We start from the raw sequence: 12749 nt of genomic DNA on the forward strand, positions 1-12749 counted from the left end.
GCAGGATTCCTCTTCGGGGGCGGTGTACGACCCTGCTTACGCAATCAGACAGCTTTATGCCATCCCCGTTGGCATGGCGCGTGGAAATTGGGCGGCGACCCTGCCTTCGGGGCGGGCCGTTTGCACGCCAAGACGGCGAAGCGGGATTCATGACTGGAAGCGGAGCGACTTACGTCGCCGGCTTCTCGCGGCGCTCGCGCACTGAGCCTTCCTGCGCCACGGTCGCCACCAGCGTGCCGTCGGGCTTGAAGATCAGTCCACGCGCGAGGCCGCGACCGTTCTGGGCGCTCGGCGAATCCTGGCTGTAGAGCAGCCATTCGTCGGCGCGGAACGGGCGGTGAAACCACATGGCGTGATCGAGACTGGCCGCCATCGCCTGACCGTCGAACAAGGTGCGGCCATAGCGGGCCATGATGGAATCGAGCAGCGAAAAGTCCGACGCATAGGCCAGCGCGCACATATGGAGCGCCGGATCGTCGGGCAGCTTCGCGGCGGTACGAATCCAGAAATTAATCCGCCCCTCCGGAATCTTCTCGCCAGCATAACGCTGGAATTCCACCGGACGCAGCTCGATCGGCCGATCGGACTCGTAATAGCGGCGGATGAAATCGGGCATCTTCTCGATGATCGGATGTTTCGAGAGCTCTTCCGCAGTGAGCTTGTCCGGCGGCGGCACGTCTGGCATCGGATCCTGGTGGTTGAACGAGTCCTCCTCCTCGGCGTGGAACGACACCATCATCGAGAAGATCGCATGGCCGTGCTGGATCGCGGTGACACGCCGGGTCGAATAGCTCTTGCCGTCGCGCAGGCGCTCGACCTCGTAGACGATCGGAATCTGCGGGTCGCCGGGCAGAATGAAATAACAATGCAGCGAATGCGGCATGCGGCCTTCGACGGTGCGGCACGAAGCCACCATGGCCTGGCCGATAACCTGGCCGCCGAACACCCGCTGCCAGCGCGTTTTCGGGCTGCGCCCGCGGAACATGTTCACCTCGATGGTCTCGAGATCGAGGATATCGATCAGATCGATCAGGCTCTTGGACATGTCGGCATCTTTCGCTCAGCGGCAATATTAAGGGAGGTTTACCAAGACCTTGGCCGTGCAGGCCCCGGTCCCATTGCCGCCCTTGTTTCGCGATCCTGTTTCGCCCAGCTATAAGCGCGTGGCAACAGCGAGAACGGATATCATGGCGGCACAACGAGGCATTGTCATCGGCGGCGGAGCCTTCGCCGGACTGGCGCTGGCTTTGGCGTTGCGCCAGGGGCTTGGCCCCGATCTGCCGATTATTGTAGCCGATCCCGCGCTGGCGAACCGGCCGAGCCGCGATCCGCGCGCCACGGCCATCGTTGCTGCCTGTCGGCGGCTGTTCGATGCTCTCGGTGTCTGGGATGCTGTGGCTGCCGAAAGCCAGCCGATTCTCGACATGGTCGTCACCGATTCCAAGCTGGAAGACGCCACCCGTCCGACCTTCCTGACCTTCGGCGGCCATGTGGAGCCGGGCGAGCCGTTCGCACATATGGTCGAAAATCGCCGGTTGATCGACGAACTCGTGATCCGCGCCGAAGCGGCGGGCGTCGACCTGCGTGCGACCGCGGTGACGACATTCGATTCACGGGCCGACGGTGTCAGCGTCACGCTCGGTGATGGCAGCGTGATTGAAGCAGCACTTCTTGTCGCTGCCGATGGCGCGCGCTCGAAGCTACGCGAGCGTGCGGGCATCGCGACCCATGGCTGGGATTATGACCAGTCCGGTATCGTCGTCACGGTCGGCCATGAGCGCGATCATGACGGACGTGCCGAAGAACACTTCCTGCCCGCCGGGCCGTTTGCAATTCTGCCTTTGACTGGCAAGCGTTCGTCGCTGGTGTGGACCGAGAAGCGCGCGGAAGCCGCGCGCATCGTCGCTTTGCCGGATGATGAATTCCATGCCGAGCTCGAGCAGCGGTTCGGCCTGCACCTCGGCGAGGTCAAAGCGCTCGACAAGCCGCGGGCCTTTCCGCTCGGCTATTTCGTCGCGCGCTCCTTCATCGGCGAACGGCTGGCGCTGATCGGCGACGCTGCGCATGTGATCCATCCGATCGCGGGGCAGGGACTCAATATGGGTCTGAAGGATGTCGCGGCATTGGCAGAAACCATCGTTGATGCTGCACGTCTTGGGATGGATTTCGGCCAGAGCGATGTCTTGGAGCGCTACCAGCGCTGGCGCCGCTTCGACACCATGACAATGGGTGTCGCCACCAATGTGCTGAACGTCCTGTTCTCGAACGATCTGCCCTTCGTGCGCAGCATCCGCGACATCGGTCTCGGCATCGTCGATCGGTTGCCGCCGCTGAAGGGCGCGTTCATCAAGCAGGCTGCGGGATTGTCGGGGGAAGTGCCGCGGCTGTTGAAGGGCGAGGCACTGTAGGCAGCACGTCATGCGGTTATGCCGCTCAACGTGGTGAAGGTGTCTGCTTCTTCTCGCCTTCGAACAGTGGGCGCTCGCGGATCAATCCTTCGCCGACGAGATCGAAGAAGGCCCTGACGCGCGCCGTATTCTTCAAATCCGCATGAGTCACGATCCAGAGTTCACCCTCAAGTTCCTTGAGGGGCTCAGATAGTGCTCTTGCCACCCCGGCGTCGTGATCTGCGAGATAGCACGGCATTAGCGCGAGCCCGATGCCGGCCTTCGCTGCGACGAGCTGGTTGACCAGACTGTTTGTCCGATAGACGAAGGCCTTCGATGGCGCGGCGCGCGACAGCCAGTCGGCGGCCCCGATGCCTGATGTTGTTTCCTCCCAGCCGATCAAGGAATGGCGATCGATCTCGGATGGATTCGATAACGGGCCGCCAATTGCCTCGAGATAGGCAGGGGCGGCATAGAGCCCCCACGCGATGGCCGACAGTCTGCGTCCCCAAAGATCGCCTTCCTTCGGACGGATAGGGCGCAATGCGATGTCGGCTTCGCGGCGCGACAGGCTCAGTACGCGGTTGTCGATCATCAACTCCACGACAATGCCGGGGTGAGTCTGCTGGAACGCGGCGAGAAGCGGCGTCAGCCGGCTATAGGCCAGCGTTTCGGACGACGTGACCGTCAGGCGGCCGGACAAACGATGATCGCGACCGGATATGTCGCGATCAAGCGCCAGTGCCTCGTCCTCCATGCGCTCTGCGCCGGCAGCCATCCGCGCACCGGCTTCCGTCGCTTGATAGACGCCGCCTGGAAGCCGTTCGAATAGTCGCACGCCAACCTTGTCCTCCAACGCTTTCAGGCGGCGGAAGGCCGTGGAGTGATCGACGCCGAGTGTTATCGCCGCCGCCGTCAGGCTGCCCGCGCGTTGGATGGCGAGCGCCAGCCGAAGTTCGTTCCAATCATCCATGCCGACGAAGATAGCAGTGTAGCTGCTTGCAGTCACGCAAGCGTCGCTGGCGAAATGCCAATGGGACTTGCGTTTGCGCGGGCGCTACGTTGCTGGCGCGATAGCGCCCCTACGACGGATGCAATGAAAGATCCAACCATGAAACTCTATTACGCCACCGGTACCTGTTCGTTCTCGCCACACATTGTTGCGAACGAGGCGGGTATCCCGCTTGAACTCGTGCGGGTGGATATCCGGAAGTCGCCCCACGTCACCGAGGCGGGCAGCGACTATTCGGCGGTGAACCCGAATGGCTATGTGCCGGCGCTGGCGCTCGATGACGGCACAGTGCTGACCGAGGGCACCGCGATCGTTCAATACCTTGCGGACCTCAAACCCGAGAGCAGGTTGGCGCCGCCTGCCGGCACACCGCAGCGTGTCGAGCTGCAATCCTGGCTCAACTTCATTGCCACCGAACTCCACAAGATGTTCAGCCCGTGGCTGTTTCACCCCGAATATGGCGCGCAGGCGGGAGATGTTGCACGTGCAAAGATCGCAGAGCGGCTGACGTCGGTCGAACGCCATCTGGCGGCGGGCAGGCCATTCCTGCTCGGAGAAAACTTCACGGCGGCCGACGCCTATCTGTTCACGATCGTCGGTTGGTCCAACTTCGCCAAGGTTGATCTGTCCAACTTTCCCTATCTGCGCGACTTCATGGCCCGCGTCGAAGCGCGGCCCGCCGTACAGCAGGCCATGCGCGCCGAGAGAATAAAGGTGAGCGCATGACCGTGGATCAACCAGACGCGCCAGTACTGATGCTCGTCAGCCATCATCTCTGCCCTTACGTGCAGCGAGCGGCCATCGTGCTTGCCGAAAAGGACGTCCGTTTCGAGCGGCGCTATATCGATCTCGCGCACAAGCCGGACTGGTTTCACGCGATCTCCCCGCTGGGCAAGGTTCCGCTTCTGCTTGTCCGGCGCGACCGCAATGACCCTGCCGCGATCTTCGAGAGTGCGGTGATCTGCGAATATCTCGAAGAGACGCAGACAGGCGTGCGGCTTCACCCATCCGATCCGCTCGAACGAGCCGGGCACCGTGGCTGGATCGAGTTCGGCTCGTCGATCCTCGCCGATCTGTGGGGATTCGAGACGGCCACCGACGCGAACAGCTACGAAGCGAAGCGGAAGATGTTGGCCGGCAAATTCGGTCGCATCGAGAACGTGCTAACCGCAGCGCCGTTTTTCGCGGGGGAGCACTTCAGTATGGTCGATGCGGTTTACGCGCCGATCTTCCGCTACTTTGATGTGTTCGATACCATCGCTGACACGGAAGTCTTCGCCCAAACACCCAAGGTTCGGGCATGGCGCGCAGCGTTACGCAGGCGTCCGAGCGTAGCGAATGCCGTCACGGCCGACTACGCTGATCGGTTGCGCGCATTCCTCGCTGAGCGGGACGCTCATCTTCTCAAGATCGCAGCGTGAGGCAACCGTGAGCCAGGGTGTCGCATGGCTGCTGCTGATCGTGGCCGGGCTTCTCGATGTGGCGTGGGCGATCTCGATGAAATATGCCGCGGGTTACACCCGCCTGGGCTGGACCATCCTGTCGTTGATCTTCCTCGCCGCGTTCGTCTATCTGCTCGGCCGGGTTCTGGAGGTTTTGCCGGTGGGGTCCGCCTACGCGGTATGGGTCGGGATCGGTGCAGCCGGGACGGTCTTGTTCGGAAGCGTGCTGTTTGGCGAGTCGATGACTCTGCTGCGCGGCGGCGGGGTCGCCCTCATCGTCGCCGGTATCGTCGCCCTGAGATTTGCGCCGGCATGAGCCGCCATATCAGAAACTCAGTCGATCTTCCGCGCTTCTTCCGGCAGCATGATCGGAATGCCATCACGGATCGGATAAGCAAGCTTGGCCTGGCGCGAGATCAGCTCCTGGCGGGCGGCATCGAATTCGAGTTGGCCCTTGGTCAGCGGGCACACCAGAATCTCGAGCAGCTTGGCGTCGACGGTGCTTTCGGCGCGCTCGATTGGCGGTGTGGTCATGGGTGCGCTCCGGTGATGCGGTCGTTGATCATGCTTATCTATCAGAATTACTGCAGCGGCGGGTCGCCGCTGGTGCGTTTCTTGGCCAGATCCATTTCAGTGACAGCGATCAGGATCTCAGCGCGGGTCTTGAGGTCAGGGGCTTCGAGCATCGCCTGCTTCTCTGGCGGACCATAGGGCGACATCATCGCCAGCGCGTTCACCAGGGCCTCGTTGGGAGCCTTGTCGATGCCTTCCCAATCCACTTTCAGGTTGTTGGCCTTGAGGAAGTCGGTGAGTACCGCGAGCAGCGCGGCCCGATCGACATCATCTTCGCCCTTGCGTGCGGTGAAATCGTCGATGAAGGGGAAGTAGTCGACCTTGCACTGCCGGTATGCCGTCAGCACCGAGAGTTCCTGCACCACTTCGAAACGGGAAACGCCGGTCAGTTCGAGGATGTAGCGGCCGTCGCCGGATTCGGCGAGCTGGGTGATGCGCCCGACACAGCCGACTTTGAACAGTGCCGGCTTGGCCTCATCCGGCGAATGCGCCGCATCGGGCTGGATCATGCCAATCAGCCGGTGCCCGTCGCGAAGCGAATCGTCGATCATCGCGAGGTAGCGCTGTTCGAAAATGTTCAGCGGCATCTGGCCGCGCGGCAGCAGCAGCGCGCCCGGCAGCGGAAACACCGGGATCACCTCGGGAAGTTCGGCAGGCCCGCGATAGTCGGCATTGATGGGCATGTCCGGTTCCGATTCGTCACACGAGAAGAATTACGAGAACAGGATAGTCGATAACCGCCTGCGACCGTCAACCGTGGCCTCATCCGTCGGTCCCCAGGCGTCGAAGAATTGGATCAATTGCTTGCGGGCGCCGTCGTCATCCCATTTGCGGTCGCGCTTGACGATCTCAAGCAGATGACCCGTGGCCTCGCTACGCTGGTTGGCGGCATTGAGTGCGATCGCAAGGTCGAAGCGGGCCTGATGGTCGAGCGGATTCGCGGCGACCTTCTGTTCCAGTTCGGTGACCGGACCGAGCGCACTGGCCTGTTCGACCAGATCGATCTTGGCCTGCAGGGCCTTGACCGCAGCGTCCTCACGCTTCGCGACCGGGACGAGCTCAAGGGTCTGCTTGGCCTGCTCGATGGCGCCGGTCTCGACGTAACAGCGGGCAAGGCCAGCAATGGCGGCGATATTGCCGGCATCCGCGGCAATCACCTCGCCATAGATCGAGGCGGCGGTCGCCGGATCGCCCTCAGCCAGAATCGCTTCGGCTTCCTGAAGCAGTTCTGCTGCCGTGGGTTCGGCACCGGGCATGCCGGCTGTCAGCTTGTCGATGAACGCGTTGACCTGGCTCTCCGGAACCGCACCCATGAAGCCATCAGCCGGCTGGCCGTTGACGAAGGCGATGACGGCCGGGATCGACTGGATGCCCATCTGGCCGGGAATCTCCGGATTCTCGTCGATGTTCATCTTGACCAGCTTCACCTTGCCCTTGGCGGCGGTCACGGCTTTCTCGATGACGGGAGTCAATTGGCGGCACGGACCACACCACGGCGCCCAGAAGTCGATCAGGACCGGCTGGCGCTTGGATTCCTCGATGACGTCCTGCACGAAGGTGCGGGTGGTCGTGTCCTTGATGAGAGCGGTTGCTGCCTGCGGCGTCGAACCTGCCTGCGGCGCCTGTGCGCCGCCCTGATCCATGATGGTCACGTGAACCTCGCTCGATGTCTGAAAAATTTGGCTGCTTCTAGCATGGCCTGAGCGATTAAATGGCGTCCGTGACAGTAATTTGCAATCCGGTGAAATAGGTCCGGCAGGGGCCGATTCCACCCGAGAAGCGACATTTGACTGTTTTGAACCGTTTTCCGGGCCGAATCGGGCTCAAAGGGCCATAAATCGCGATTAACTCGCCGCGATCCGAGTTGCAGTCTAACTGTTGCATTCGCCACCGGCATTTGGCATAGGTCTGCGCGTCGGCGGCGAGCAATCGCCGCCTGTCTTCTCGGATGCGGGTGTAGCTCAGTGGTAGAGCACGACCTTGCCAAGGTCGGGGTCGAGGGTTCGAATCCCTTCGCCCGCTCCAGAATTTTCCTGGTTTTTTGGCATCAGTTTTATCGATCACAGGCCGCCGTCCGGCGGCCTTGTCGTTTGTGATCCGCAGGCACGTAGATCCGCCCCGCATCGCTTGAAATCATCGGGCGTTGGGCAGACAATCCACGGGCGAAGCGGGTACGAGACTGACGATGCCGTCGACCACTGATTCCAACCTGGAAATTGCCAAGCGTGCCAATGACGAGGCGCGGGCGGATTTTGCGACCTGGGTGATGATGGCGAAGCTGAAAAGCCTCGACGCGCTGCCGCAGGAAGCCCAGACATTCTATGCGGGCTATCTCGCGCTGCTGGCGCGTGGCAAACAATCCGAGCCAGCCGCGGCCGAAGCCACCATCCAGACTGTCTACCGCAGCTATTATTCCCGCATGGGCGGCACCGGCATCGCGCCCATCATCAAGACGGCTTCGAGATCAAGACCAATGCCCGACGACAACAATAACAACGTCACGCCTTTTCGCCGGATCAAGCCCAACACGCCACCGCCCCCGCGCGAAAAGAAGAAGCTGCCGGTCGCGTTGATCTTCATCGGGTTGATCTTGCTGGCCGTGGCCTGGCGCTATCTCACCAAGGGTAGCCTTTAAAAAAACGTAGCAGTGATCGCGCGATGATGCGGTGCGATGCGCCAATTGCATCAGGCTAATGGAACTAACTTTCAAAATTTTTTTCAAGATGTCGTCGTGATGGCGACGTCTTTCATTTGCGCGAGCGTTAGTTGCGCTTTTCACCTGCGACATTTGTGCTAGCATCTCACTGTCTGAGAAAATCACAGACCAATAAAGTTCGTCTCGAACGTTCAATAAGACATAGCAGCCGCAACAAGCTGCACAGGGAGTGACGCGATGAAATCGATGACTGGTCGATCCGTTGTTGCGTGCGCCGCCATCCTCGCTACGGCGATCGGCATGGCCTCGCTCAATCAAGCGAGCGCACAGCAAAAGCTCAAGAGCTACAAATCCGATACCAAGGAATTCTGGACCAATCCGCCAGACGACTGGTTCCTCGGCGACGAAACTGAAGCGCAAAAGGGCCTCGCGCCGCCGTCGGGCCCGCCGACCGGTGCGTCCGATGCCGAACTCGCAGCCATGATGAAGAAGATCAAGCTGCCTGCCGGGTTCAAGATCGAGGTCTATGCATCCGGCGTGCTGGCGGCGCGGCAGATGGCCTGGGGCGATAAAGGCACACTCTTTGTCGGATCGTTCGGCCTCGGCAACGTCTATGCGATCACCGACAAGGGCGGCAAGAAAGAGGTCAAGACCGTCATCAAGGGCATGAAGATGCCGACGGGCATCGCCTTTCAGGACGGTGCGCTCTATGTGATCGATATCAACAAGCTGATCAAATACGAGAATGCTGAGGCAAATATCGACAAGCTCGGTGACGGCAAGGTGGTCTATGACGATATGCCGTCATTCGCGGCACATGGCTGGAAGTATCTCGCGCCGGACAAGGACGGCTGGTTCTACGTTCCGTTTGGACCTCCCTTCAACATCGGCATTCCGCCGACCAGCCTCTCGCAGATCCGCCGTGTCGATCCCAAGACCGGCAATGCCGAAATCGTTGCGCTGGGCGTTCGCAATTCGGTGGGCGGCGACGTCGATCCGCGCACCGGCAAATACTGGTTCACCGAAAATGCGCGCGACTGGATCAGCGACGATATGCCGAGCGACAAGCTCAATATGATCTCGAAGCTTGGTGAGCATTTCGGCTATCCGCATTGCCATCAAGGCAACATGCCGGATCCGAAATTCGCCATGGGGCACAAGTGTTCGGAGTTCACGCCGCCGGTGTTGAATCTCGGCGCCCATGTCGCTCCGTTGGGGATGAAGTTCTATACCGGCAACATGTTTCCTGCCGAATACAAGAACAACATCTTCATTGCGGAGCATGGCTCGTGGAACCGGCACAAGTATCAGGGCGCACGTATCAAGCGTGTGATCGCCGGGCCGGATGGGAAGAACGCCAAGCAGGAGATCTTTGCCTCCGGCTGGATCGAGGGTGACCAGGGTTATCTCGGCCGCCCTGCCGATATCGTTCTGGCCAAGGATGGATCGCTGCTGATTGCCGACGATTGGGCAGGCGCAATCTATCGCATCAGCTACGCGAAGTAAGTCGCGAATTGCGTGAGGCTGGAGTTGCGTCATCCGCAGCTCCAGCCTCATGTATTCTGGAATGGGAATGTGGCTCATGCATCGTTCTGCAATCGCGGCTGTTCTTGTCTTTCTAGTTCTTGGTTCTGGGTCCAGTCCGGCTGATGCCGCCGATATCGCCGCGGGCAAGGAGAAAGCCGAGCTCTGCAGCGGCTGTCACGGCGAAAACGGCATCTCGCAAATGGAGAACATCCCTTCGCTCGCCGCACAGCCGGATCTGTTTATCCAGTGGCAGCTGGTGTTCTTCCGCTCGGGCACCCGCAAGAACGAACAGATGCAGCCGATCTTGGAGCAGATCGACAACAACGACATCCGTAATCTCGGCGCCTATTTCGCCTCGCTGAAGCCGCCGGAGGGCAAAAAGCCCGATGACAATCCGGATCTGTCGGCCAAGGGCGCGCAAGCGGCGGTCGGCCGTCGGTGTGCGTCGTGTCACACGGAAAGTTATGGTGGCACGAAGGCGGTGTCGCGTATCGCCGGACAGCGCGAGGACTATCTCGTCAAGGCGCTGCGCGATTACAAGTCCGGCGTCCGCGCCGGTGGCGGCATGGCAGCGATGGCTGAGGTTGCCTATTCGCTCAGTGAAGAAGAGATCACTGCGCTGGCGCATTATCTGGCGCATCTATGAAGGGAAATCCGTAGCCCGGATTGCGACTGGCCTGATCCGGGCTACGTTGCGATGCTTACGCTACCCGCTGATGCTCATACGCCTTGAGATGCGTATAGATCATCCGCAGTCGCGGCACGGCAACCTTGGCGGCATCGGCGCGGGCGATGACGTCGCCGACGATCTGGTCGGCCTCGATCTGCGCCTTGTTGAGGATGTCGCGATACATCGAGGCGGTCATCTTCGAACCCTCTGCCGTCAGCATGCCCTCGGTGCGTTCGAGGAAGGCTGCCCGCGGTGCGAAGCCGTTGGCCTTGGCGACGCCACTCATCTCATCCCGCACGCCGAGGATGAAGTCCCGGCCGCCAGGTGCCGCGACGATGTCGCCGACAGCGCCGCGCATCGCGCTGGTGGAGCCGGCGATCGTCGCCAGGAACACCCACTTCTCCCACATATCCTGCATGATATTCTCGGAGGCCGCGCCTCCAAAGTTGCCGGTCGCCATGATCGCAGCGATCGCCTTCACGCGATCTGAACTGCCGCCCTTGCGTTCGCCGAAGCTGAGCACCTGCATCGGCGCCATCTGGACGACCTCGCGCGCCTCGTTGAGCGTCGCTGCGATCTGGCATTGGCCGCCCATGACATTCTCGGCGCCGAACTTCTTCTCCAGTACGTCGAGATGCTTCATGCCGTTGAGCAGCGGAATGATCGCCGTGTTCGGCCCAACCGCGGGTGCAAAAGACGCGATGGCGTCGTCGAGGTCGAAGGCCTTGCAGCTCAGCAGCACGACATCGAATTTCTCCTTGATCGCATCTGCCTGCACCGTCGGCGGATTCTTCAGGATCACGTCGCCGTGCGGGCTCTTGATGACAAGGCCGGCGCTTGCCAGCTCACCGGCGCGCTTCGGGCGAACCAGGAAAGTGATGTCATTGCCGGCCTGCAACAGCCTGCCGCCGAAATAGCCGCCGATGGCACCGGCGCCGACCACGAGAATACGCATTGGGATGAGTCCATGTTGGATTGGAACGCGAAGCTGTCAAACAGTAGCCCGTCATTGCGAGCGAAGCGAAGCAATCCAGTTCCTTGTCGATGCAGGGCTGGATTGCTTCGTCGCAAGGGCTCCTCGCAATGACGGCTGTGGTGTGAGCGGACTACCACTTCTCTCCGAACGGGCGGATCTCCAGCTCGAACGTCCAGGCGCTACGCGACTGCTGATAGAGCTGCCAGTATGACTGGGCGACCGACGCAGGCGGCATCAACAAATCGGGATTGTTGAGCGCCTCCTTGCCCCACATCTGCTCGCGGCGTTCGCGCACCCAGGCGGTGTCGACGCCGCTGTCGATAATCAGATGGGCAACATGGATGTTTTTCGGGCCGAGCTCGCGGGCCATCGCCTGAGCTACTGCACGCAACCCGAATTTGGCCGATGCAAAAGCGGCAAAACCACTGCCGCCACGCAAGCTCGCGGTGGCGCCTGTGAAGAAGATGTTGCCCTGGCCACGCGGCATCATCAGCCGTGCAGCTTCGCGCCCGGCCAGGAAGCCGGAATAGCAGGCCATCTCCCAGACTTTGCGAAATACCCGCTCGGTCGTTTCCAGGATCGGGAAATTCACATTGGCGCCGACATTGAAGATGCAGACCTCCAATGGCGCATGCGCATCGGCGTCATTGAGGAAGGCGGCGATCTCGTCTTCCTTGCGGGCATCGAGCGAGCGCGCCACGATCGTGCCACCCATGGCCTCGATCTCTGCCACCAAAGGCGCCAGCTTGTCGCCGTTGCGGCGCCCGGCGAACACTGTGAAACCTTCTGAGGCAAACTTCTTGGCGATCTCGGCGCCGATATAGTCTCCAGCTCCGATGACCGCGACAGTCGCGTTGCGCTTCTGCATGAAACTCTCCCGTTACTTGCTGGCGCCGGTGATCAGTTCCTCGACTTCGCGCAGTTGCTCCTTGCCGAAGAACATCTCGTTACCCACGAAGAAGGTCGGCGAGCCGAAGGCGCCGCGCTCGACGGCGGTCTGTGTGTTCGCCACCAGTACTGCCTTCACCTCGGGCTCCTGTCCGCGTGCGAACAGTCTTGCGCCATCGAGACCCGACTCGGTCAGCGCTTTGATGGCCACGTCGGGGTCATCCATCTTCTTTGGCTCACCCCACATATGATGGAATGCCGCCTCGACGTATTTCTCGAACACGCCGTCAAGCTGTGCCGCGATGGCGACGCGCATCAGGTTCAGCGTGTTGACCGGGAAGAACGGATTCATCGTGTAGGGCTTGACGCTGAAGCGCTTCACGAACCGCTCGGTCTCGATTTGATGAAATTCACGTTTGTTCTTGACGCCGGCATAGGTCTCCGCCGGTGAGCGATTATTGGTCGCCTTGAAGATGCCCCCCAGCAGGACCGGGACGTATTCGAATGTCACGCCGGTGCGCGCTTCGATCGCCGGGATCGCCAGATGGCTGAGATAGGCGTTGGGGCTGCCGAAATCGAACAGGAATTGTGGCGACGTCTTGGTCAAGGCGGTCTCCC

Annotated in this window: 15 protein-coding genes and 1 tRNA gene; 8 read left to right on the top strand and 8 right to left on the bottom strand. The window is 61.1% G+C overall.

The features are described from left to right. Nucleotides 1-169 precede the first annotated feature (169 nt). Nucleotides 170-1045, bottom strand: coding sequence for an acyl-CoA thioesterase II (gene tesB, locus AB8A23_RS05360; protein ID WP_089263153.1), 876 nt, complete (start codon nt 1043-1045; stop codon nt 170-172). A gap of 142 nt (nt 1046-1187) precedes the next feature. On the opposite strand from tesB, the gene AB8A23_RS05365 reads away from it, so the two are divergent. Further along, entirely contained in the window at nt 1188-2408 is a 1221-nt protein-coding gene (locus tag AB8A23_RS05365) for a ubiquinone biosynthesis hydroxylase (RefSeq protein ID WP_089263155.1), read from the top strand. A gap of 25 nt (nt 2409-2433) precedes the next feature. Here the strand turns inward: AB8A23_RS05365 and AB8A23_RS05370 are convergent, their stop codons facing one another. Beyond that, entirely contained in the window at nt 2434-3396 is a 963-nt protein-coding gene (locus AB8A23_RS05370) for a LysR family transcriptional regulator (protein WP_439060234.1), read from the bottom strand. 87 nt (nt 3397-3483) lie between these two features. Between AB8A23_RS05370 and gstA the strand changes: the two genes are divergently transcribed. The 3 genes from gstA to AB8A23_RS05385 are packed head-to-tail and all read left to right on the top strand — an operon-like array spanning nt 3484 to nt 5157. Continuing rightward, nucleotides 3484-4125, top strand: coding sequence for a glutathione transferase GstA (gstA, locus tag AB8A23_RS05375; protein ID WP_439060232.1), 642 nt, complete (start codon nt 3484-3486; stop codon nt 4123-4125). Beyond that, complete coding sequence (locus tag AB8A23_RS05380) at nt 4122-4820, top strand: glutathione S-transferase family protein (RefSeq protein ID WP_439060230.1); 699 nt, start codon at nt 4122-4124, stop codon at nt 4818-4820. Before gstA ends, AB8A23_RS05380 begins: the two co-directional genes overlap by 4 nt. A gap of 7 nt (nt 4821-4827) precedes the next feature. Further along, complete coding sequence (locus AB8A23_RS05385; RefSeq protein ID WP_089263163.1) at nt 4828-5157, top strand: DMT family transporter; 330 nt, start codon at nt 4828-4830, stop codon at nt 5155-5157. A gap of 17 nt (nt 5158-5174) precedes the next feature. Here the strand turns inward: AB8A23_RS05385 and AB8A23_RS05390 are convergent, their stop codons facing one another. From AB8A23_RS05390 to trxA, 3 genes are read right to left on the bottom strand one after another with little or no spacing between them, the layout of a single operon-like run. Continuing rightward, nucleotides 5175-5375, bottom strand: a complete 201-nt coding sequence (locus AB8A23_RS05390) for a Trm112 family protein (RefSeq protein WP_068730204.1) — start codon at nt 5373-5375, stop codon at nt 5175-5177. A 47-nt stretch (nt 5376-5422) separates the two neighbouring features. Beyond that, nucleotides 5423-6097, bottom strand: a complete 675-nt coding sequence (locus AB8A23_RS05395) for an LON peptidase substrate-binding domain-containing protein (protein WP_068730203.1) — start codon at nt 6095-6097, stop codon at nt 5423-5425. A 30-nt stretch (nt 6098-6127) separates the two neighbouring features. After that, entirely contained in the window at nt 6128-7066 is a 939-nt protein-coding gene (gene trxA, locus AB8A23_RS05400) for a thioredoxin (RefSeq protein ID WP_439060229.1), read from the bottom strand. 298 nt (nt 7067-7364) lie between these two features. Between trxA and AB8A23_RS05405 the strand changes: the two genes are divergently transcribed. From AB8A23_RS05405 to AB8A23_RS05420, 4 genes are all read left to right on the top strand, one after another. Beyond that, a tRNA-Gly gene (locus AB8A23_RS05405) sits at nt 7365-7439 on the top strand. A 160-nt stretch (nt 7440-7599) separates the two neighbouring features. Further along, nucleotides 7600-8049, top strand: coding sequence for a hypothetical protein (locus AB8A23_RS05410; protein WP_170849625.1), 450 nt, complete (start codon nt 7600-7602; stop codon nt 8047-8049). 258 nt (nt 8050-8307) lie between these two features. Further along, nucleotides 8308-9576 carry a PQQ-dependent sugar dehydrogenase gene (locus AB8A23_RS05415; RefSeq protein WP_184512489.1) on the top strand — a complete coding sequence of 423 codons (1269 nt, stop codon included), beginning with the start codon at nt 8308-8310 and terminating at the stop codon, nt 9574-9576. A 76-nt stretch (nt 9577-9652) separates the two neighbouring features. Then, nucleotides 9653-10243, top strand: a complete 591-nt coding sequence (locus AB8A23_RS05420) for a c-type cytochrome (RefSeq protein WP_175369328.1) — start codon at nt 9653-9655, stop codon at nt 10241-10243. Between the two features lie 55 nt (nt 10244-10298). On the opposite strand, the gene panE is transcribed toward AB8A23_RS05420, so the two are convergent. The 3 genes from panE to AB8A23_RS05435 all read right to left on the bottom strand — a co-directional run bounded on the left by panE (nt 10299) and on the right by AB8A23_RS05435 (nt 12738). Further along, nucleotides 10299-11222, bottom strand: coding sequence for a 2-dehydropantoate 2-reductase (gene panE, locus AB8A23_RS05425; RefSeq protein ID WP_439060227.1), 924 nt, complete (start codon nt 11220-11222; stop codon nt 10299-10301). Nucleotides 11223-11373: 151 nt separating this feature from the next. After that, nucleotides 11374-12111 (bottom strand): SDR family oxidoreductase, encoded by a 738-nt coding sequence (locus AB8A23_RS05430; protein WP_184512486.1) that lies wholly within the window; start codon nt 12109-12111, stop codon nt 11374-11376. Between the two features lie 12 nt (nt 12112-12123). Beyond that, nucleotides 12124-12738, bottom strand: coding sequence for a 2-hydroxychromene-2-carboxylate isomerase (locus AB8A23_RS05435; protein ID WP_309941617.1), 615 nt, complete (start codon nt 12736-12738; stop codon nt 12124-12126). Nucleotides 12739-12749: the final 11 nt, after the last annotated feature.

Origin of the sequence: Tardiphaga sp. 619_E2_N8_4 (assembly GCF_051810905.1) — a bacterium.
GTDB classification, from domain to species: Bacteria; Pseudomonadota; Alphaproteobacteria; order Rhizobiales; family Xanthobacteraceae; genus Tardiphaga; species Tardiphaga robiniae.